At 56.5% G+C, this 22,183-nt stretch carries 19 protein-coding genes and 1 other RNA gene; 10 read left to right on the top strand and 10 right to left on the bottom strand.

Annotated elements, in window-relative coordinates:
* Positions 1–307: 307 nt before the first annotated feature.
* On the bottom strand, positions 308–718 hold the full coding sequence (gene menI, locus AB1287_RS06065; RefSeq protein ID WP_312625729.1) for a 1,4-dihydroxy-2-naphthoyl-CoA hydrolase: 411 nt from the start codon (positions 716–718) through the stop codon (positions 308–310).
* Entirely contained in the window at positions 715–3,771 is a 3,057-nt protein-coding gene (locus tag AB1287_RS06060) for a D-2-hydroxyglutarate dehydrogenase YdiJ (protein WP_435617243.1), read from the bottom strand. Before AB1287_RS06060 ends, menI begins: the two co-directional genes overlap by 4 nt.
* Positions 3,772–3,999: 228 nt before the next feature.
* On the opposite strand from AB1287_RS06060, the gene ydiK reads away from it, so the two are divergent.
* Complete coding sequence (gene ydiK / locus AB1287_RS06055) at positions 4,000–5,124, top strand: AI-2E family transporter YdiK (RefSeq protein ID WP_435617242.1); 1,125 nt, start codon at positions 4,000–4,002, stop codon at positions 5,122–5,124.
* Positions 5,125–5,316: 192 nt separating this feature from the next.
* An RNA gene (gene rprA / locus AB1287_RS06050) (antisense sRNA RprA) lies at positions 5,317–5,424 on the top strand.
* A 148-nt stretch (positions 5,425–5,572) separates the two neighbouring features.
* Here rprA and ppsA read toward each other — a convergent pair.
* Positions 5,573–7,942 (bottom strand): phosphoenolpyruvate synthase, encoded by a 2,370-nt coding sequence (gene ppsA / locus AB1287_RS06045; protein ID WP_435617241.1) that lies wholly within the window; start codon positions 7,940–7,942, stop codon positions 5,573–5,575.
* Positions 7,943–8,282: 340 nt separating this feature from the next.
* Here ppsA and ppsR point away from each other — a divergent pair, with 340 nt between their 5' ends.
* The 8 genes from ppsR (at position 8,283) to AB1287_RS06005 (ending at position 16,433) form a co-directional block, all read left to right on the top strand.
* Positions 8,283–9,116, top strand: a complete 834-nt coding sequence (gene ppsR / locus AB1287_RS06040; RefSeq protein WP_312625734.1) for a posphoenolpyruvate synthetase regulatory kinase/phosphorylase PpsR — start codon at positions 8,283–8,285, stop codon at positions 9,114–9,116.
* A 153-nt stretch (positions 9,117–9,269) separates the two neighbouring features.
* On the top strand, positions 9,270–10,316 hold the full coding sequence (aroH, locus tag AB1287_RS06035) for a 3-deoxy-7-phosphoheptulonate synthase AroH (RefSeq protein ID WP_435617240.1): 1,047 nt from the start codon (positions 9,270–9,272) through the stop codon (positions 10,314–10,316).
* A 191-nt stretch (positions 10,317–10,507) separates the two neighbouring features.
* A complete protein-coding gene (hemP, locus tag AB1287_RS06030) occupies positions 10,508–10,732 on the top strand; it encodes a hemin uptake protein HemP (RefSeq protein WP_435617239.1) in 225 nt (74 codons plus the stop codon).
* Between the two features lie 81 nt (positions 10,733–10,813).
* A complete protein-coding gene (locus AB1287_RS06025) occupies positions 10,814–12,793 on the top strand; it encodes a TonB-dependent hemoglobin/transferrin/lactoferrin family receptor (RefSeq protein ID WP_435617238.1) in 1,980 nt (659 codons plus the stop codon).
* Between the two features lie 47 nt (positions 12,794–12,840).
* Positions 12,841–13,869, top strand: coding sequence for a hemin-degrading factor (locus tag AB1287_RS06020; RefSeq protein ID WP_435617237.1), 1,029 nt, complete (start codon positions 12,841–12,843; stop codon positions 13,867–13,869).
* Complete coding sequence (locus tag AB1287_RS06015) at positions 13,866–14,684, top strand: hemin ABC transporter substrate-binding protein (RefSeq protein ID WP_435617236.1); 819 nt, start codon at positions 13,866–13,868, stop codon at positions 14,682–14,684. The genes AB1287_RS06020 and AB1287_RS06015 overlap by 4 nt, the downstream gene beginning before the upstream one ends.
* Entirely contained in the window at positions 14,684–15,673 is a 990-nt protein-coding gene (locus AB1287_RS06010; protein ID WP_435617235.1) for a FecCD family ABC transporter permease, read from the top strand. Before AB1287_RS06015 ends, AB1287_RS06010 begins: the two co-directional genes overlap by 1 nt.
* The gene (locus tag AB1287_RS06005) at positions 15,666–16,433 is read left to right on the top strand and encodes a heme ABC transporter ATP-binding protein (protein ID WP_435617234.1); all 768 of its coding nucleotides are present in this window, start codon (positions 15,666–15,668) and stop codon (positions 16,431–16,433) included. The genes AB1287_RS06010 and AB1287_RS06005 overlap by 8 nt, the downstream gene beginning before the upstream one ends.
* 2 nt (positions 16,434–16,435) lie before the next feature.
* On the opposite strand, the gene selO is transcribed toward AB1287_RS06005, so the two are convergent.
* From selO to ihfA, 7 genes are all read right to left on the bottom strand, one after another.
* Complete coding sequence (selO, locus tag AB1287_RS06000) at positions 16,436–17,878, bottom strand: protein adenylyltransferase SelO (protein WP_435617233.1); 1,443 nt, start codon at positions 17,876–17,878, stop codon at positions 16,436–16,438.
* A 61-nt stretch (positions 17,879–17,939) separates the two neighbouring features.
* A complete protein-coding gene (locus tag AB1287_RS05995; protein ID WP_435617232.1) occupies positions 17,940–18,653 on the bottom strand; it encodes an EAL domain-containing protein in 714 nt (237 codons plus the stop codon).
* A gap of 277 nt (positions 18,654–18,930) precedes the next feature.
* Positions 18,931–19,395: an NlpC/P60 family protein gene (locus tag AB1287_RS05990; RefSeq protein ID WP_312625747.1), complete on the bottom strand. Its 465-nt coding sequence runs from the start codon at positions 19,393–19,395 to the stop codon at positions 18,931–18,933.
* Positions 19,396–19,472: 77 nt separating this feature from the next.
* Complete coding sequence (gene btuD, locus AB1287_RS05985; protein WP_435617231.1) at positions 19,473–20,219, bottom strand: vitamin B12 ABC transporter ATP-binding protein BtuD; 747 nt, start codon at positions 20,217–20,219, stop codon at positions 19,473–19,475.
* A 1-nt stretch (position 20,220) separates the two neighbouring features.
* On the bottom strand, positions 20,221–20,772 hold the full coding sequence (locus AB1287_RS05980) for a glutathione peroxidase (RefSeq protein ID WP_435617230.1): 552 nt from the start codon (positions 20,770–20,772) through the stop codon (positions 20,221–20,223).
* Positions 20,773–20,800: 28 nt separating this feature from the next.
* The gene (gene btuC / locus AB1287_RS05975; RefSeq protein WP_435617229.1) at positions 20,801–21,781 is read right to left on the bottom strand and encodes a vitamin B12 ABC transporter permease BtuC; all 981 of its coding nucleotides are present in this window, start codon (positions 21,779–21,781) and stop codon (positions 20,801–20,803) included.
* Positions 21,782–21,882: 101 nt separating this feature from the next.
* Positions 21,883–22,182 (bottom strand): integration host factor subunit alpha, encoded by a 300-nt coding sequence (gene ihfA / locus AB1287_RS05970; RefSeq protein WP_006820203.1) that lies wholly within the window; start codon positions 22,180–22,182, stop codon positions 21,883–21,885.
* Position 22,183: the final 1 nt, after the last annotated feature.

The following is a 22,183-nucleotide window of genomic DNA, read 5'->3' as shown; positions in this document are numbered from 1 at the left end:
CTTAAACGTCTAAAAACCTGCGCGACCCTTGAGTCCATTGTTATAGCCAGAAAGGCTGGTCTGCGGGCAGGGGAGATTTCGCAATCAAGAATGCTACATCTGTAGAAAAAAAGATAGTGAATTAATCTGAAGCTTACCTTAAGTGCTCACGAATAAATCGGGAGCAATCCGATGTGATAGCACCATTTATTACCGCAGAAACGATAATTAATTCCCGGCGTGCTGTTAAATAAGACAATTTGGCAGAAACAGTGAAGAAAAGCGCCACAATTCGGAAGATTGGGCGCTTCTTTATTGTTCAGTTATTCTAAACCACCGCGGTGGTCAGCCTCGACGTGCAGCACAATCTATCCTGCTCATCGAAAATCTCTATCTGCCAGACCTGATGACGACGCCCGGCGTGAAGCGCTTTGCACACGCCTCGCACGCGCCCGCTACGGACGGAACGAATATGATTGGCGTTGACCTCCACGCCCACGACTTTTTCATCACCTTCGGTACAGAGATACCCCGCCACCGAACCCAGTGTTTCTGCCAACACCACGGATGCACCACCGTGCAGCAGGCCAAAAGGCTGGTACGTGCGGTGATCTACCGGCATCGTTGCCTCCAGCGTGTCGCCGGTCAGTCGCTCAAAGCGAATATCCAGCAGACCCACCATATTGCCCTCACCCATCGCGTTAAGCGCATCAAGAGTGGCTTGTCGTTTCCAGATCATCCGATAATCTCCAGTAATGCCTGCAACGGATGGCGAACGCCGCTGCCTTCTATGCGCTTCACCTGACTGCGGCAGGAGTAGCCCGTTGCCAGACAGCGGTTACGCGGCAGACGCTGCATCGCCTGCTGCCATGATAGTTCGTATATTCCCAGCGAATTGGCGTAGTTGGTGACTTCATGGCCGTAGGTGCCCGCCATGCCGCAGCAGCCGACGCTGACGCTTTCCAGTTTTGCCCCAAAACGCGCAAAAATCGACGCCCACTGTTTCGGTGCCATCGGTAAAGCCGTCACTTCAGTGCAGTGCCCGAACAGATACCATGCCTCACCGCCGACGTCGCGGGTTTCAGTGTTTTTCAGCGCCTCCGGTAGCCATTCGTGTACCAGCTGCACCTGGAATTCACCGCGACTTTCTCCCAATACCTGTTTGTATTCATCGCGATAGCAGAGCACCAGCGCTGGATCGACGCCAACCATCGGCATGCCAAGCTGCGCCATACGGTTGAGAAAGTCCGCCGTTTTCTGTGCAGTTTTCGCAAAGCGCATCAGGAAGCCTTTAATATGCTGCGCCTTGCCGTTCGGTGAGAAAGGCAGCACGACAGGCTGATAGCCCACGCGCTCCACCAGCCGAATAAAATCAGCCACCACCTGCGCGTCGTAATAGCTGGTAAACGGATCCTGCACCACCAGCACCGTTTTCGCTTTTTGCTCCGGACTCAGTGCCTCCAGCTGCTCAAGCGTCATGTTCGCCGAACGGTGTCCTACCATCTGCTGCTGAAGCGACGGCGAGGACAATAACGGCAGATCCACCATGCCGATATGCTTTTTCGACAGATTTTTGACCCATGGCTGGCTGATGAAAAAGTTGAAGGTTTTAGGTGCGCGGGCCATCAGCGGTGCGTAACTTTCAACTGTCGCCACAACATGATCGCGCAGCGGGCGTAAATAACGGGTGTGATAAAGCTGAAGGAAGCGCGAGCGGAAATCCGGAACGTCGATTTTAATCGGGCACTGGGTGGAACAGGCTTTACAGGCCAGGCAGCCGGACATTGCCTCTTTCACTTCATGAGAAAAATCATACTCGCCTTTCTTCGCATGCCAGCTGTTGCGCGTGCGTTCAATCAGCGAGCGCAGGCTCGCGCGTGTTTCCGGTAAGGCTTTCTCAAGCCTGAGCGGATCGACACCGCGATCGGCCAACAGGCGCAGCCATTCTCGTACCAGCGTCGCCCGACCTTTTGGCGAATGCATACGGTTGCTGGTGATTTTCATCGACGGGCACATTGGACTTTTAGCGTCGAAATTGAAGCACAGGCCGTTGCCGTTACACTCCATAGCACCGCGCCAGGACGAGCGAACTGCAATCGGGATCTGGCGATCAAAGGTGCCGCGCTTCACGGCATCCACTTTCATCATCGGCGCGTCAAGGCCTTCAGGGGGGCAAATTTTCCCCGGATTGAGGCGATTGTCAGGGTCAAACGCGGCCTTCACTTTGCGCAGCTCACCGTAGAGTACGTCACCAAAGAACGCCGGACTGTATTCTGCGCGGAAGCCTTTGCCGTGCTCACCCCACAGCAGGCCGCCGTATTTGGCCGTCAGCGCCACAACCTGATCGGAAATCTGCTTCATCAAGATTTCCTGCTGCGGATCGCACATATCCAGCGCAGGGCGAACGTGTAACACCCCGGCATCAACGTGGCCGAACATACCGTAGCTCAGGCCGTGGCCGTCGAGCAGCGCACGAAACTCAACGATATAATCAGCCAGATGCTCCGGCGGCACGCAGGTGTCTTCGGCAAACGGGATAGGCTTCGCCGCCCCTTTAGCATTGCCAAGCAGCCCCACGGCTTTTTTACGCATCGCGTAGATGCGTTCAATGCCGTCCAGATCGTCACAAAGCTGCCAGCCGATTACGCCGCCCTCGCCCGCGGTTATCAGCGCATCCAGCCGCTGGCACAGCGAACTCACCTGACCCGCAATCAGTGCCTCATCGTCGCCCGCAAATTCCACGATGTTCAGGCCAAGCATCTCTTTGTCCGGCACGTCCGTAATCAGTTCACTCACCGAGTGCCAGACGATATCTTCCCGCGCCAGATTCAGCACTTTGGAATCGACGGTTTCCACCGACAGTGCGCGAGCCTCCACCATGAACGGCGCGTTGCGCAGCGCGGAGTCGAAAGAGTCATACTTCACGTTCACCAGACGGCGCACTTTTGGCAGCCGTGTGATGTCCAGCCGCGCTTCGGTAATGAACGCCAGCGTGCCTTCAGAACCGGTGAGCACGCGCGTGAGGTCAAACTCGGTCATCTCATCGTTGAACACATGACGCAGATCGTAACCGGTCAGAAAGCGGTTCAGTTTGGGGAAGTTATCGATAATCAGCTGGCGGTTTTCTTTGCAGCGTTCATAGACGGTGCGGTAAATCCGACCGCTCGCCGACTGCTCTTTTGCCAGCGTTTCTGCCAGCATCACCGGCACTGGCTGAGTATCAAGAATATCGCCGCCCAGCAGGACGGCCCGCACGCCAAGCACGTGGTCAGACGTTTTGCCATACACCAGCGAGCCCTGCCCGGATGCATCGGTGTTGATCATCCCGCCAAGCGTGGCGCGGTTGCTGGTTGACAGCTCCGGCGCAAAGAAATAGCCGTAAGGTTTGAGGAATTGATTAAGCTGATCTTTGATGACCCCGGCTTCAACGCGCACCCAGCCCTCTTCAGGGTTGATCTCAATGATGCGGTTCATATAGCGGGATAAATCGATAATAATGCCCTGATTCAGGGCCTGGCCGTTGGTGCCTGTGCCGCCACCGCGCGGGGTGAACACCAGCGTTCGAAAGCGCTCTTCGTCAGCAATGCGCGACAGAAGCGCCACATCGGCGGTGGAACGAGGGAAAACGACCGCATCGGGGAGAAGCTGATAAATGCTGTTATCCGTCGCCATCGTCAGCCTGTCGGCATAACGCGTGGCGGTGTCGCCGGTAAATCCTTGCTGCTCCAGTGCCTGCAAAAAATTCAGCACCAGCGGGACTTCGCCGGGTGCCTGAGAAATTTGTGGGATCATGACGCTCGACCCTGCCTGACTATGTTGTGTTGAAGATGATGGTGTGTTGAACAACGCTTTAGTTTCTGTTTTATCGTTTGCGTGTCGCCTCATCGTTGTATCACATTTTTTACTTATACGCTTATCGGATTTCATGGCGATCATGTTCGCGAAATTGTTGATATTATTATCAGTAAACGGATTTATCCTCTGCGCCCAATTGGGTGCATTTTTAAAGGTACAAAACGTATGACAACCCTTCATCGGCCCCGTGATATACCGCAGATCCTGCTGTCGGTGCTGTTTTTAACGCTTATGATTGTGGCCTGTTTGTGGATAGTGCGGCCCTTTGTGCTTGGATTTGCCTGGGCGGCAACCATTGTGATTGCCACCTGGCCGGTGCTGATTAAGCTTCAGCGCATCCTGTTCGGCCGCCGTTCACTGGCGGTGCTGGCCATGACTCTGCTGCTGTTTTTACTGTTCGTCATTCCGATTGCGTTGCTGATTAACAGCCTGGTTGACGGTAGCACGCCGCTGGTTCATGCCATCTCCTCCGGCAATCTGACGCTGCCGGATCTTACCTGGCTTAACAGTATTCCGCTGGTAGGCGCGAAGCTTTACTCCGGCTGGCACAGCCTGCTGGACATGGGCGGCACCGCTATTATGGCAAAAGTACGTCCGTATATTGGCACCACCACCACCTGGTTCGTGGGCCAGGCTGCGCACATTGGTCGCTTTATGATGCACTGCGGTCTGATGCTGCTGTTCAGCGCGTTGTTGTACTGGCAGGGTGAAAAAGTCGCCTGGGGCGTTCGCTATTTCGCCACGCGTCTGGCAGCCAAACGCGGCGATGCCGCGGTGTTGCTGGCAGGCCAGGCCATCCGGGCCGTCGCGCTGGGCGTGGTCGTCACGGCGCTGGTGCAGGCGGTGCTGGGCGGTATTGGCCTCGCCATTTCCGGCGTACCTTACGCGACGCTGCTGACCGTGGTGATGATTTTCTCTTGCCTGGTACAGCTTGGCCCGCTGATCGTGCTCATCCCCTGCATCATCTGGCTCTACTGGACCGGGGATACTACCTGGGGCACCGTGCTGCTGGTGTGGAGCTGCGTTGTCGGCACGATGGATAACTTTATCCGGCCGCTGCTGATTCGTATGGGCGCCGATTTACCCATGGTGCTGATCCTCACCGGCGTTATCGGTGGGTTGATTGCCTTCGGCATGATTGGCCTGTTTATCGGCCCGGTGCTGCTCGCCGTCTCCTGGCGACTGTTTGACGCCTGGGTGCGCGAAGTACCGCCGCCGTCAAACGATCCTGAAGAAGTACTTGAGGAACTCGAGGTTCTCGAATCCAGCCACGAAAAGCTGGACAGCTGATGACTCTGGCCCGGCAGAAACGCTATGCCGGGCCAATACTTAAGCATTGCTTATTGTTAATCCCCTGCAGCAGCGCTATTCAGCTTTAATCCGCGCACATTGGCCGTATCCTGCTCGCAAATTCTTTACCTTTTTTTAACGATTAAGAGCAATCCGATCGACGCAAAAATTGTCCATGCCTACTATTAGGTCACGGTTATAAATCAACACCTTGATTTATAAGCATGGAAATCCCCTGAGTGAAACAACGAATTGCTGTGTGTAGTCTTTGCCCATCTCCCACGATGGGCTTTTTTTTATCCAAATTTCAGCGTTCATTGCCCAGCGGTGATTTGCGTACCGGGCCCACGGAGAGCTACGTGCGTTGCAGGCTGGCGTAAGGAACAATCGCTGAGCAGCAGGCAAAAAAATCCCCGGCAAGCCGGGGATTGGGGATAGATTGGGGATATTACTTCTTCAGTTCAGCGAGGCTGAGCCAGGTCTGCACGACCGTGTCAGGGTTCAGGGACAGACTGTCGATGCCCTCCTCCATCAGCCAGGCGGCAAAATCTTCGTGGTCCGACGGACCCTGACCGCAGATGCCCACGTACTTGCCCTGCTTCTTCGCTGCACGAATCGACATCGACAATAGCGCTTTCACCGCCTCGTTGCGTTCATCGAACAGCTCAGAAACCACGCCGGAGTCGCGATCCAGGCCAAGCGCCAGCTGAGTCATGTCGTTCGAGCCGATAGAGAAACCGTCGAAGTGTTCAAGGAACTGCTCCGCCAGCAGCGCATTGGATGGGATCTCGCACATCATGATCACCTTCAGGCCGTTCTCGCCGCGCTTGAGTCCCTGACGCGCAAGCTCGTCAATGACCGCTTTCGCCTGGTCAACGGTACGCACAAACGGGATCATAATCTCCACGTTAGTGAGGCCCATTTCGTTACGCACGCGCTTAACGGCGTCACACTCCAGCGCGAAGCAGTCGCGGAAGCTGTCAGCCACGTAGCGTCCCGCACCGCGGAAGCCGAGCATCGGGTTCTCTTCTTCCGGTTCGTAGCGCTCACCGCCGACGAGGTTGGCGTATTCATTGGACTTGAAGTCCGAGAGGCGCACAATCACGCGTTTTGGATAAAATGCCGCGCCCAGGGTAGCGATCCCTTCGGTCAGACGACCAACGTAGAACTCTTTCGGCGAATCGTAGCCTTTCATCATTTCGCGGATTTCGTTTTGCAGCTTCGCGTCCTGGTCGTCGAACTCCAGCAGCGCGCGCGGGTGAACGCCAATCATGCGGTTGATGATAAATTCCAGACGCGCCAGCCCCACGCCTTCGTTCGGCAGGCAGGCGAAGTCAAAGGCGCGATCCGGGTTGCCGACGTTCATCATGATTTTCAGCGGCAGATCCGGCATGGTGTCAACGCTTGAGCTTTTCACGCTGAAGTCGAGCATTTCGGCGTAGACGTAGCCGGTATCACCTTCAGCGCAGGAGACCGTCACTTTCTCATCGTCCTTCATGCGCTCAGTGGCATCGCCACAGCCAACCACCGCTGGAATGCCGAGCTCGCGGGCGATAATCGCCGCATGGCAGGTTCGGCCGCCACGGTTCGTGACGATGGCCGCTGCTTTCTTCATGATCGGTTCCCAGTCCGGATCAGTCATGTCGGTCACCAGCACATCGCCCGGCTCAATGCGGTTCATTTCGCTGATATCGTGGATCACTTTCACCGGGCCCGCACCAATGCGATGGCCGATAGCGCGGCCTTCAGCAATGATTTTACCCTGAGAATGCAGCGTATAGCGCTCCATTACCTGGCCGCGGGAGCGTACGGTTTCGGGGCGAGCCTGCACGATAAACAGCTTGCCGGTATGCCCGTCTTTCGCCCATTCGATATCCATCGGACGGCCGTAGTGTTTTTCGATCTGCACAGCTTGTTTCGCCAGTTCCTGCACTTCCGCGTCGGTCAAAGAGAAACGATCGCGGTCGGCCTGCGGCACATCTTCAATGCGAACCTGCTTGCCGTGCTCCTGGGTTGGCGCATAGACCATGCGAATTTTTTTCGAGCCCATTGTGCGACGCACAATCGCCGGGCGATTTGCCGCAAGAGTCGGTTTGTGAACGTAGAATTCATCCGGGTTCACCGCGCCCTGCACCACCATTTCGCCAAGGCCAAAAGCGGAGGTGATAAACACCACCTGATCGAATCCGGATTCGGTGTCGATGGAGAACATCACACCGGACGACGCAAGGTCGGAACGTACCATGCGCTGCACGCCGGCCGAGAGCGCTACGCCGCGATGATCATAGCCCTGATGCACGCGGTAGGAGATGGCGCGATCGTTAAACAGAGAGGCAAATACGTGCTTGATGGCAACCAGCACGGCATCGTAACCCTGAACGTTAAGGAAAGTTTCCTGCTGTCCGGCGAAGGAGGCATCAGGCATATCTTCCGCGGTGGCGGAGGAGCGCACGGCAAATGACGCTTCTGCATCGTCGGATGAAAGCTGGTCATAGGCCTGATGAACGGCTTTTTCCAGTTCAGGGGTAAAAGGAGTGTCGATGATCCACTGACGGATCTGCGCCCCGGCTTTCGCCAGTGCGGTCACGTCGTCCATGTCGGTTTCATCCAGCAGCTGATAAATCCGCTGGTTCACACCGCTCTGGTCAAGAAACTGATTGAAAGCCCAGGCCGTAGTGGCAAAACCGTTAGGCACCGAAACGCCCAAATCGGACAGATTAGTAATCATTTCACCCAGGGAGGCATTTTTACCCCCGACGCTGTCTACATCATTCATGCCGAGTTGGTTGTACCAGAGCACCAGAGCATTGTCAGACATCGAAACAATCCTTTCATTAATTAAGAAAAGTGCCAGAAACATCACTGGCGTCGTTAATTATCCTGCCATAATTAACCGTGTTGAAAAAACGGTGAATCGTTCAAGCAAATTAATTTTTCCTGTTTTTCGGACAGATCCCCCCCAGCAATGTAACTCTATGATTCATTTAAAATCCCACATAAAATAGCGGTCTATAACCCGGATTTATAAAAATGAACACCCCATTTCACTAAAAATAAAAACATACTTTCATTATTATTTATGAGACACGCCTGAGGCACTTGTGATTAAAATAAACAGATGCTTCAGCGAATTAACTTACTTTTACCGGATGGTCAAAATGGATAATAATGTCGATCGCCAGGTTTTTTACATTTCTGACGGCACCGCCATCACCGCCGAGGTCCTCGGCCACGCGGTGATGTCGCAGTTTCCGGTGTCGGTGAACAGCATCACCCTGCCGTTTGTCGAAACCGAAAGCCGGGCGAAGGCGGTCAAAGAGCAAATAGACGCCATTTACCAGCAGTCAGGCGTGCGCCCGCTGGTGTTCTACTCCATCGTGCTACCGGAAATCCGCACCATCATTTTGCAAAGTGAAGGCTTCTGCCAGGACATCGTGCAGGCGCTGGTGGCGCCGCTGCAGCAGGAGCTCAAGCTGGATCCGACGCCCGTTGCCCATCGTACCCATGGTCTGACATCGGGCAACCTCGCGAAATATGATGCCCGAATCGCCGCCATTGACTACACGTTAGCGCATGATGACGGCATTTCGCTGCGCAATCTCGATCAGGCGCAGGTGATTTTGCTCGGTGTATCGCGCTGCGGCAAAACCCCCACCAGCCTCTATCTGGCGATGCAGTTTGGCATTCGAGCCGCCAACTATCCTTTCATCGCCGACGATATGGATAACCTCGTGCTGCCTGCTGCGCTGAAGCCTTTGCAGCACAAGCTGTTTGGGCTCACCATCAACCCTGAACGCCTTGCCGCCATTCGCGAAGAGCGCCGCGAAAACAGCCGCTACGCCTCGATGCGCCAGTGTCGGATGGAGGTCACCGAGGTTGAAGCGCTGTACCGCAAGAACCAGATTCCGTGGCTCAACAGCACCAACTACTCGGTGGAAGAGATCGCCACCAAAATCCTCGACATTATGGGACTCAGCCGCCGCATGTACTAATACACTAGTACAAAGTAGCAAAATGCGATAATATTAGCCGCGTAATTAGATGTGCGTCACATTCTGCCTTGAATAAAACAGGGATTGGTTTATCGTGATGCGCATCACTTCCGGCACTTCGGCCGCGAAAGTAACCCAATTCTGAGAGTCCCAATGAACAAAACTGATGAACTGCGTTCGGCGCGCATCGACAGCCTGGTCACGCCTGCCGAACTGGCACAGCGCCATCCTGTATCCGCTGAAGTCGCAAACCATGTGACCGCTTCCCGCCGTCGCATCGAAAAAATACTCAACGGCGAAGATAAACGCCTGTTAGTCGTGATCGGCCCCTGCTCGATTCACGACCTGGATGCGGCGATGGACTATGCCCGTCGTTTGCAGGCCCTGCGCGAAAAGCACCAGTCACGCCTCGAAATCGTCATGCGCACCTATTTTGAAAAACCGCGCACCGTGGTGGGCTGGAAAGGCCTGATTTCCGATCCGGACCTCAACGGCAGCTACCGCGTGAATCACGGCATCGAACAGGCACGCAAGCTGCTGCTGCAGGTTAACGAGCTTGGCGTACCAACGGCGACCGAATTTCTTGATATGGTGACCGGTCAGTTTATCGCCGATCTCATCAGCTGGGGCGCGATTGGTGCGCGCACCACCGAAAGCCAAATCCACCGTGAAATGGCCTCGGCGCTCTCCTGTCCGGTTGGATTCAAAAATGGCACCGACGGCAATACGCGTATCGCAGTCGATGCCATCCGTGCCGCACGCGCCAGCCATATGTTCCTCTCGCCGGATAAAAACGGTCAGATGACGATTTACCAGACCAGCGGCAACCCGTACGGGCACATCATCATGCGCGGCGGCAAAAAACCGAACTATCATGCGGCAGATATCGCCACCGCCTGCGATACGCTGCACGAGTTCGATTTGCCGGAGCATCTGGTGGTCGATTTCAGCCACGGCAACTGCCAGAAGCAGCACCGCCGTCAGCTGGAGGTGTGTGACGATATCTGCCAGCAGATCTGCAACGGTTCGACGGCCATTGCCGGGATCATGGCAGAAAGCTTCCTGCGCGAAGGCACGCAAAAAATCGTTTCAGGGCAGCCTCTGGTGTACGGTCAGTCGATTACCGATCCTTGCCTGAGCTGGGAAGACAGTGAGCTTCTGCTGGAAAAACTGGCTTCGGCGGTTGATACCCGTTTTTAATTTTTGTCGTCAGGTGGCGCTATGCTTACCTGACCTACAAACGTCCACCTCATCCTAAAACGCCTCCAGGCCGGGCAACCGCAGTACAGCCCGGTAATACAAAATCCATAATCCCTTGCGTAACCTCTCTTTTTTGATCCATTCACCTATTTTTCACAAAAAGGGTTGCTGAGCCTTTTGATTTATTGATAATGATTATCATTGTTACATTGATAACTATTTTTAACACTATGACATCCCTGGACAACATCGCCGCAACGGACGGCACGCCGCCTAAACCGCACCCGCAGCCCAACGATCGCCGTATCAGCAGCAAAAGTCTGCTGGGCCCGGAAGGCCGGGTCATTATCGAGCATGACGGCCAGCACTACCTGCTGCGCCAGACCCATGCCGGAAAACTGATCCTGACAAAATAATTTCGCCACATAACTTTTCGCCAGCCACCCAGGACCCAATGCCGAGGCAGCCAGCGCTTTTCACTTCCTATGGAGAGTTGCATGCTACACCTGCATTCCGCATCACTGCGCCCAACCCTGGTCGCCCTCGCTGTTTTCGGCGCTATCACCCATCCGGCGCTTGCCGCTCCTGAACAAATGACCGTCACCGCCACCGGCAACGAGCGCAGTGCGTTTGAAGCTCCGATGATGGTGACCGTGGTTGATGCCAACACCCCTGAAGGTCAGACGGCGAACAGCGCCGCCGACATGCTGCGCCAGGTTCCTGGCCTCACCGTTGACGGAACGGGCCGCACTAACGGTCAGGACGTTAACCTGCGCGGCTACGATCGCCGCGGCGTGCTGGTGCTGGTCGATGGCATTCGTCAGGGCACTGACACCGGCCACCTCAACAGCACCTTTCTCGATCCTGCCCTGATTAAACGAATCGAAGTCGTGCGCGGCCCGGCGGCCTTGCTGTACGGCAGCGGCGCATTAGGTGGTGTAATTTCTTACGATACGGTTGACGCAGCTGATTTGCTGAATGCGGGTCAGAACAGCGGCTATCGCGTATTCGGCACGGGCGGGACCGGCGACAGCAGCCTCGGCATGGGTGCCAGCGCCTTCGGTCGTACCGATACGCTGGACGGGATCATCTCCTGGTCCAGCCGCGATCGTGGCGATCTGAAACAAAGCGACGGATTCACCGCACCGAACGATGAAAGCATCAGCAACTTCCTTGCCAAAGGCAGCTGGAAAATCGACCCGGCACAGAAACTGAGCGGCTCCCTGCGTTATTACAACAACGCCGCCCAGGAGCCAAAAAATCCTCAGACGCCGGACGCCTCCAGCGGCAGCAACCCGATGACCGACCGCTCGACCATCCAGCGTGACGCCCAGGTGACTTACACCCTCGCGCCAGAAGGCAATGACTGGCTTAACGCCGACGTCAAAGGCTACTGGTCCGAAGTGCGTATCAATGCGCAAAACCTCGATGACACAGGTGAATTCCGCAAGCAAACCACCAAAGGCGGCAAAGTGGAAAACCGCACTCGTCTGTTTACAGACAGCTTTGCCTCTCACCTTCTGACCTATGGTGGCGAGTACTATCGTCAGGAGCAAAATCCTGGCGGTACGACCACCGGCTTCCCGGACGCCCGCATCAATTTCAGCTCCGGCTGGCTGCAGGATGAAATCACCCTTCGCGATCTGCCGGTGACGATCCTTGGCGGCACGCGCTATGACAACTATCGTGGCAGCAGCAAAGGTTATGACGACGTTGATGCCGATAAGTGGTCCTCTCGCGCAGGCCTGACCGTCAGCCCAACCGACTGGCTGATGCTGTTTGGCTCCTACGCGCAGGCCTTCCGCGCGCCGACCATGGGCGAAATGTATAACGATGCCAAACACTTCTCGATTGGCAGCTTCTACACCAACTACTGGGTCCCTAACCCGAACCTGCGTCCGGAAACCAACGAAACGCAGGAATACGGTTTCGGCCTGCGCTTTGACGATCTGCTGATGGCGAACGACGGCCTTGAGTTCAAGGCAAGCTACTTCGATACCAACGCAAAGGATTACATCACCACCTCCGTGGATTTCGCGGCGGCAACCACGACCTCCGTCAACGTGCCCAATGCCAAAATCTGGGGCTGGGACGTGATGAGCAAATACACCACCGACCTGTTCAGCCTCGACGTGGCCTACAACCGCACACGCGGAAAGGATACCGATACCGACGTGTGGCTGACGTCCATTAACCCGGACACCGTTACCTCCCGTCTGGACGTGCCGCTGGCGCAAACGGGCTTCTCCGTGGGCTGGATTGGTACCTTCGCTGACAATACGAAAAGCATCAGCGCGACGCCTCAGGCGGGGTATGGCGTCAATGACTTTTACGTCAGCTATAAAGGCCAGCAGGCCTTCAGCGGCCTGACCACGACGCTGGTGTTCGGCAACGCCTTCGACAAAGAGTACTACTCGCCGCAGGGTATTCCGCAGGACGGTCAGAACGGCAAGATTTTCGTAAGCTATCAGTGGTAATCACCCTGCCCCGGTTCACCGGGGCCTTTATCTGGAAGGAAGAGACCATGAATCACTACACACGCTGGCTGGCGCTAAAAGAAGAAAACCCGGGCAAGTACGCTCGTGATATCGCCGCAATGATGCACATCAGCGAGGCCGAACTGACCTGGGCGCGCGTGGGGCACGACGCCTGGCGCCTGCAGGGAGAAAGCCGTGACGTTCTGGCGGCACTGGAGTCTGCGGGCGATGTGAAATGCATCTGTCGTAATGAATACGCGGTTCATGAGCAGGTCGGGACCTTTACCAACCAGCATCTGAGCGGCCACGCCGGGCTGGTGCTGAACCCACGAGCGCTGGATCTGCGCCTGTTCCTCAATCAGTGGGCGAGCGTGTTTCATATCAGCGAAGCCAGCGCTCGCGGCGAACGCCAGAGTATTCAATTTTTCGACCATCAGGGTGATGCGCTACTGAAGGTTTACACCACCGATACCACCGACATGAGCGCATGGGCCGACATTCTGACCCGTTTCATTCACGCGGAAAACCCTGCTCTTGAGCTGAAAGCCGCTGATGCCCCCACGGCTGACTCAACCGTCGACGGCAAAGCTGTGGATGCCGAATGGCGCGCGATGACCGATGTCCATCAGTTCTTCACCCTGCTGAAGCGCCATAACCTTAGCCGTCAGCAAACTTTCCGCCTTGTCGGTGACGATCTGGCCTGCCAGGTCGACAACGATGCCGTTGCGCGCCTGCTGGCAAATGCCCACCAGGACGCCAACGAAATCATGATCTTCGTCGGCAACCGCGGCTGCGTGCAGATTTTCACCGGCGCTATCGAGAAAGTGGTGCCGATGAAGGGCTGGCTGAATATCTTCAACCCGGCGTTTACCCTGCATCTGCGCGAAGACACCATTGCGGAAACCTGGGTCACCCGCAAACCGACTGCCGACGGGCACGTAACCAGCCTCGAGCTGTTTGCCGCTGACGGCACGCAGATTGCGCAGCTATACGGCCAGCGCACCGAAGGTAAGCCGGAGCAGACCCAATGGCGCACTCAAGTGGAAGCGCTGACCGCCAGAGGGCTGGCTGCATGAAAGTCGTCGTCGCGTTAATCGCCGCCCTGCCTCTGTTTGCCGGTGCGGCGGCACAAAAAGTGGTGACGCTTGGTGGCGACGTGACGGAGATTGTCTATGCACTGGGGGCGCAAAGCGCCCTCGTTGCCCGTGACAGCACGAGCATGTGGCCTCCGGAAGCGTTAAGGCTTCCGGATGTCGGCTACCTGCGGCAGCTGAACGCGGAGGGCATTCTCGCCACGCACCCCACCACGGTGCTGGCAAGCGTTCAGGCACAGCCGTCGCTGGCGCTGAGTCAGGTTGAACAAAACGGCGTTACCGTCATCACCGTTCCTGGCAGCAATGACGTGACGATAATTGACGACAAAATCAGGATCGTCGCCTCCGCGCTGCATAAAGAAACCGAAGGTAAAAACCTCCGCCTCAGCATGAAACAGGCGTTAGCGACCTTGCCAAAAACCCCGCTGAACAAGCGAGTGCTGTTTATCCTGAGCCATGGCGGCATGACCGCAATGGCGGCCGGACAGCAAACCGGTGCCGATGCAGCCATTCGTGCGGCAGGCCTGCAAAATGCGATGCAGGGCTTCAATCGCTATCAGCCTCTTTCACAGGAAGGCGTGATTGCCAGCCAGCCGGATCTGGTGGTGATCTCTGCCGATGGCGTACAGAGCATGGGTGGTGAAGCCGGATTATGGAAGCTACCGGGGCTCGCGCAAACCCCCGCCGGGCGCAATAAACAGGTGCTGTTGGTCGATGATATGGCGCTGCTGGGCTTCAGCATTCGTACACCCGACGCGCTACGCCAGCTACGTAACAAAGCGGAGCAGACGCCCTGATGATACCGTGGGTTTCCCGTTCGCTATGGTCTTTGCTCGGGCTGTTAACGCTCCTGACGCTCGCAGCAACCACTTTTGGCGCGATGAAGCTGCCGCTGGACGTGCTCTGGCACGGTGACGGCACGCTGCGACAGATCTGGTTCACCATTCGCCTGCCGCGCGTGCTGCTGGCGTTGACCGTTGGCGGCTCACTGGCGCTGGCAGGCTGCGTGATGCAGGGCCTTTTTCGCAATCCGCTGGCCGATCCTGGCCTGCTTGGGATCAGCAGCGGTGCGGCTCTGGCGGTAGCACTGTGGGTGGTGTTGCCCTTCTCGCTCCCGCTGGTGCTGATGCTCTACGCCCCCATGCTGGCGGCCTTTCTCGGCAGCCTGACAGTAACAATGGTCATTTTTGTGCTTAGCCAGCGCCACGACAACGCGCTTTCGCGCCTGCTGCTGGTCGGCATCGCCATCAATGCGCTCTGCGGCGCCGCCGTGGGCGTCCTGTCGTGGCTCAGCAACGATGCGCAGCTACGCCAGCTCTCGCTCTGGGGGATGGGCAGTCTTGGCCAGGCGCAGTGGTCAACGCTGTTTGCCACGGCGTCCCTGATGCTGCCGACGGTGGCCATCATCTGGCGGCTGGCGAAACAGCTGAATTTGCTGCAGCTTGGCGACGAAGAAGCGCACTACCTCGGCGTGAACGTGAAGCAAGTCCAGCGCCGCCTGCTGATGTGTAGCGCCCTGCTGGTGGCGAGTGCAGTGGCGGTCAGCGGCGTGATTGGCTTTATCGGGCTGGTGGTGCCGCACCTGCTGCGTATGTGGCTCGGGGCAGATCACCGGGCGGTTATTCCCGGCTCCGTGCTGGTGGGCGCAATGCTGTTGCTGGTGGCGGATACGGTTGCCCGCACGCTGGTGGCCCCCGCAGAAATGCCGGTGGGATTATTGACGAGCCTGCTTGGTGCACCGTGGTTTTTATGGATGATTTTCCGTCGGGGAGGCCAGCATGTCTGACTGTTTACAGGCCGTAAACCTCGGCTATTCCCCCGTCTTACGCAATATCAGCCTGACGCTCGCGCCCGGTGAGCTGGTGGCTTTGATCGGCCCCAATGGCGCGGGAAAATCGACGCTGCTGCGCGCGCTGACCGGCTATTTGCCGCCGGACAGCGGGACATGTTCTCTGAAAGGGAAAGCGCTGGCTGAGTGGTCGCCGCAGGCTTTGTCCCGCCACCGCGCTGTGATGCGCCAGCAGACCCAGCTCGGCTTCGACTGGCCGGTAGAAGATGTGGTGGCGATGGGCCGCGCGCCGTGGGAACAGACCGGCAGCCACAGGATCGTTCGCGAAGTGATGGCATTGACAGGCTGTTTGCCGCTATCGGGACGGAAATACAATGCCCTTTCCGGGGGCGAACAGCAGCGCGTACAGCTGGCACGCGTGCTGGCGCAGCTATGGGTTGATGACAGGCCGCAGGGCTGGCTGTTTCTGGACGAACCCACTTCGGCGCTGGATCTGTACCATCAGCAGCATTTGCTGCGTCTGCTGAAAAAGCTGACCCGCGCCGGGCAGCTGCACGTGTGCGTTGTGCTTCACGACCTCAACCTGGCGGCGCTGTGGGCCGACAGGCTGGTGCTATTGCACCAGGGAGAGATCGTCGCCCAGGGGAACGCCCGGCAGGTGCTGCAAGCGCAGACGCTGAGCCGCTGGTATGGCGCCGAGGTGCGCATCGGAGAGCATCCCGACGCATCTGCACCGCAGGTGTTTCTTGCCCCCTAGCCTCAGCTTGAACAGCTGACTTCAAGCCGCTTGCCCCATTCGGGTGGGCGGCTGGCGTAATCATCATGACGATCGGCAAACGGATCGCGCAATACCTCATGCAGACGCGCAAACTCCTCGTACTCACCGCGTTCTGCCTGCTCTATCGCCCGCTGCGCGAGCCAGTTACGCAGGACAATTGCCGGGTTCATCTGCTTCATGCTTTGCTGGCGCGTAACGTCATCCACCTGTTCATCCTGAAGCCGGGCGCGATACCCGCTGAACCAGGCATCAAATCCGGCCCGGTCGATAAACTCATCCCTCAGAGGTGATGCCACACTGTGCTGTTCAGTTTCACTCAGCATACGGAAGGTGCGCGTGTAATCGCTGCCCTCACGCGCCATCTGGCTGAACAACGAATTTAACAGCTCATTGTCCCCTTTCTGCTCGGTGAACAATCCCAGCTTGCGGCGCATCAGCTTGCCGTACTCCACCAGCAGCGCTTCCTGATAACCGTCAAGCGCATTGTTGAGCGTGTCCACCGCGATGAACGGAGAAAGCGACTGAGCCAGCCGCTGGAGATTCCACAGCGCCGCAGCAGGCTGATTATCATAGCTGTAGCGGCCCTGAGGATCCGAGTGATTGCAGATAAAATTGGGCTGATAATCGTCGAGGAAACCGAACGGGCCGTAGTCCATCGTCAGCCCGAGAAGTGACATGTTGTCGGTGTTCATGACTCCATGGCAGAAGCCGACGGCCTGCCAGCGGGCAATCATCTGTGCCGTTTTGGTGACAACGTCACGGAACCAGAGGCTGTAGACGTCAGCTTCGCCCTCAAGATTTGCCCAGTGATGGCGAATGGCGTAATCCGCCAGTTCACGAACTTTTTCCGGCTGCCGGCGATAATAGAAGTGTTCAAAATGCCCAAACCGCAGATGGCTTTCCGCCAGACGCATCAGCATGGCACCCTGCTCAACTGTTTCGCGGTAAACGGGCGTATCGCTGGTGACCACCGACAGCGCGCGCGTAGTGGGAATGCCCAGCGCGAACATTGCCTCTGAAGCCAGGCTTTCACGCAGCGTGGAACGCAGTACGGCACGCCCGTCGCCCATTCGGGAATACGGCGTCAGGCCTGCGCCTTTCAGATGCCAGTCATAGCGACGCCCGTCGGCCAGCTGCTGCTCGCCGAGTAAGATGCCGCGCCCGTCGCCGAGCTGCCCGGCCCAGACGCCAAACTGATGGCCGCTGTAAACCTGCGCCAGTGGAAGCATGCCAGGCAGCAGCGCTTCACCGCTCCAGACGCCAGCGCCGTTTTCCGGGCTGAATAATGAGCCGGGTAGCGCAAGGCTTTCAGCCAGCGGTGCGTTATGCCAGATAAGACGGGCATTGGTGAGCGGCGTCGGTGACAGTTCGGTATAAAAACCTGGCAGCTCATCGCGCCAGTGATGGGTAAAAGACAGGGTCATAGATCCTCCTGTCTGTAGTGTAGTGCCTGTGGGAAGAGATAAATACGGGCGGGATGCAGGGTTATTCCTGCATCAGGCGCGTGAGCGAGGCCATTTCCACCGCAGGCCATATAGCCCCAACGAAAGCACTGAAACCCCAGGGTAACAGACGTTCCAAGATCTGCGGGTTATCAACCCCAGCGGCCATCATTGACTCGCACGAGGGTGCCAGCTGAGCCGTTATCGCCCGCATAAAGGGATCGAACGATAATAATAACGCCTGCTGCTGAATAAAGTTTTTATCGAGCACTACGCGTTTAAACAACCCGGAAAATACGGCATGCGATGAGGCATCGCCGGCACCAAAATTGGCCAGTACCAGGGGAAAAAGAGTCGCCAGCTGGACGAGAGGGTGATCTTTATCCAGCGTGTTCAACCCAGGAAAGTTTTCCTCGACGGTCAGTTCGAGAAAAGAAAATCGTCCGGCTTCTTCGGCCAGCATTTTTTGTGTTAACAATGCATCAGAAATAGCAGGGGTAATATTAATCCAGGCGATTAACTGCTGCTGAATAAAAAAGATCTGACAGTTTTCGAGCAATGCCAGTTTTTCACGAAACAGTGCGACTTCCTGTTCGCCATTCAGGCGTGAGGTCACCAGAGACGTAGGCGTGCGAACATTATCGTCTGAACCGACAAAGTTAGCGATTATTTCAAGCCCGATCAGTTTCCCTTCCCCATTTTTCGCGGGGAGGAATAACAATTCTGTCTTCCAGGCTTTGTCCAGCGTCACTATCATTGCGTCCCCCTCGTCTCAAGGGACATCCCTGGTCGTTGCTGCATGATCCCAGTAGAAAACAAAATCTTTGATTTTAAAAAGATTAATTTCATTCGTTCCTTTGTAATTCAGGCATTCCTTTGCGTTATCATTCGAATGATTGTAATCCATATTCGGGCAGCCGCACAATCCGGCGCTCCATTACGCAGGGAAAATGAGAAACGGTAATTATTTCGAAAAAGGCATACTTTTTAATTTACCCAGAAAAAAAGGGCCATAGCCCTTTTTGATTTTCCGGTTAAATTCGTCTGGCTTGCCAGAAGTGCTTTCGCCAGTAGACATTATCCAGCGATGAGCGGGTGACGCCCTGGCTGGTGGACGCGTGGATGAATTGATTGTCGGTGTCATAGATGCCGACATGCAGCCCACTGCCGCCTGAGCCGGTATTGAAGAACACCAAATCGCCCGGTAATAAGTCGTCTTTATCTATTTCGGTGCCGATTTGCGACTGCCGCTCGGTATCACGCGGAAGCTGTAAATCGAATTTATCGCGGAATGTCATCATCACGAAGGCGGAACAGTCAACGCCACCGCGGCCGGAACCACCATAGCGATAAGGCGTGCCGCGCCAGTTTGCAAGCTGGTCGTTAAGGTTAGCGATAACGGTAATGGAATCAGAAAGCCTTGGATTTGGTGGCGGCGCACGATGGCTACTGCACCCTGCTAAAATTAATGCGGCCACGAAAATAAATAAGAGACGCATAACCTGGCGTTCCTCTGCTATTTTTTTATAGAAATAATTTAGCCCGCGAATTTGCAAAGTTGCAAGCAACCTTCCTGTTACAGCGCAGAAACCAGCATCTGAACGCCATCCGCATGCAGCATTTTAAACGGCATATCATACGCAGCCGCCAGATTTTCGATCGTCAAAACGTGCGCCGTATCACCGCTGGCGATCAATGCCCCACGCCGCATCAGCCACGTATTGCTCGCAAAGCGCAAAGTGTGGTTAAGGTCATGGCTACTCATGACAATCGTGACGCCAGCCGCTCTCAGCTCTGCCAGCAGCCTGTCCAGAGCCGCCTGCTGCGCCACATCCAGGCTATTCATTGGCTCATCCAGCAACAAAAGCTGCCCCTGCGGGTTCCCCTTTGGATGGATTTGCAGCACTACCGCCGCCAGGCGAACACGCTGCCACTCGCCGCCAGAGAGATGATTTACCGGCCGTTCGAGTTTGTCTTCCAGCCCCAGCTGCTCAGCAATCCCCTGTTGCAAAGCGTGCCGCGTTTTATCAGGCTGATGCAGCGTCAGGTAGTGCCATACAGGCATGGCAAAAGGTGGTGTCTGATGCTGTGTGAGATACGCACGATGTCGGGCCAGCTCCGCCGCGGGCCAGTCTGACAGACATTGCCCGTTCAGGGCAATCTGCCCTTTCCCACTCGTCAGACCCGCCATTCTCGCCAGCAGCGTGCTCTTCCCGGCTCCGTTCGGCCCGACAAGGTGAACTAACTCTCCTTGTCGGACTTCCGCGTTAAGCAGGCGCAGCCGACCAGCCTCCTCCACTTCCTGCAGCTGCATCAGCGGCATGTTATTTCGCCAGCGCCAGCTTGATAGCTTCCATCACAATCGGATCTTCCGGCGTCATGTCCGGGGAGAAGCGCTGAATCACTTCGCCGTCACGACCAATCAGAAACTTTTCGAAGTTCCACAGGATATCGCCCTGCACTTTAGGCGCACGCCCTTTGCTTGCCATGCGCTCGTAGAAGCCGCTGCTTTCCGGGGCAACGGCAACAGGCGCAGCAGTCGTGAGCTTCTGGTACAGCGGATGACGGTGCTCGCCGTTAACATCAATTTTGCTGAACATCGGGAACGTCACACCGTAGGTCGTGCTGCAGAAGGTTTTGATCTCCTCCTCGCTGCCCGGCTCCTGACCCAGGAACTGGTTACACGGGAAGCCGAGCACGTCGAAGCCCTGTTTGCCCCACGCTTCCTGGATATTTTCCAGTTGCTCATACTGCGGCGTGAGTCCGCACTGGGAGGCGACGTTAACCACCAGCAGCACGTTACCTTTGTATTTTTCCAGACTGATGTTTTCACCGTCGATAGTGGTGACCGTTGTGTTGAGAATAGTGTCTTGCATAGCGTCCTCTTTGGTTATCGGCCGGCGCTCAGCGGCCAGCCCTTAATAATAGCCAGATAAAAACAGGTGCGCCGAGGGTTGCGGTAACGACGCCAATCGGCAGCTCTGCCGAGGCCAGCGCCAGGCGCGCCACAATATCGGCGAACAACAGCGCCGAACCGCCTGCCAGCACGCAGGCAGGCAGCATGACGCGGTGATCGCTCAGGCCGCATAAGCGCAGAATATGCGGAACCACAAGCCCGATAAAGCCGATGGCCCCGGACAGCGCCACGCTAACGCCCACCAGCCACCCCGTGGCCAGCACCAACAGACGACGCCAGAGCCAGAGCGGTAGGCCAAGCTGGCGGGCTGACGTTTCGCCCAGCGACAGCAAATTTAGCGGTCGTGACTGCAGGCAAATCCAGGTCAGCACCGGCAGCAGCGCCACCATCAGCCAGCCCTGATGCCAGTCAACGCCACCAAAGCCGCCCATCATCCAGTACATCAATTGGCGCAGGTCAAAGGAGGTTGAGAAATAGACCGCCCAGGTCATTGCGGCACTGCAAATAATGCCAAGCGCGACACCCGCCAGCAGCAGGCGGCTGGTAGACAAATGTCGACGAGCAAAACGTAGCAGGATAACCGTGATAACCAGCGCCCCGGCAATCGCACACAGCCCCAGCGCCCAGCCCGGCAACAGACCTTTACCCAGCAAGACGGCCGCGATCAGCCCGATGCCAGCCCCATTGGAGACGCCAAGCAGCCCAGGTTCTGCCAGCGGATTGTCAAACAACGCCTGCATGATTGCCCCGGAGACCGCCAGAGATGCGCCGACAAGCACCACAGCAACCGTACGCGGCAGGCGAATCTGCCAGACAAACAGCTCACCACGCGCCGTAAACCATTCGCCCGGCGCTATCCACTGTTCGCCCGCGCACAGGCTGACGAAAATCGCCGTCAGCAACAGCAACAGAAATCCTCCCAGCCATCGCTGGTTTCGTTGGTGCTGGCGTTGGGCAAGTGGTTGCATGGTGTCCTGAAATCGTGAGGTGAAGTGGCTGATTTTATTGTCCCTTCAAATAACAGGAAAGAAAAAAGGCCGCAAAAGCGGCCTTTTTGGTTAATCAGAAATTATTCTGCTTTGGGCGAAGCGTTTTCGACACGGCTTTTCAACTTCTGTCCGGGTCTGAAGGTCACCACGCGCCGGGCTGTAATGGGAATATCTTCGCCCGTCTTCGGGTTGCGCCCGGGGCGTTGATTTTTATCGCGCAAATCGAAATTACCAAAACCGGAGAGTTTTACCTGCTCACCGTTTTCAAGAGCGCGACGGATCTCTTCGAAAAACAGCTCTACCAGTTCCTTGGCATCCCGTTTGCTAAGCCCAAGCTTATCAAACAGATATTCTGACATTTCAGCTTTTGTAAGCGCCATA

The sequence above is a fragment of the Scandinavium sp. UTDF21-P1B genome (genome assembly GCF_040750395.1).
Taxonomy (GTDB): Bacteria; Pseudomonadota; Gammaproteobacteria; order Enterobacterales; family Enterobacteriaceae; genus Scandinavium.
This window is presented reverse-complemented; position numbering and strand designations above follow the sequence as displayed.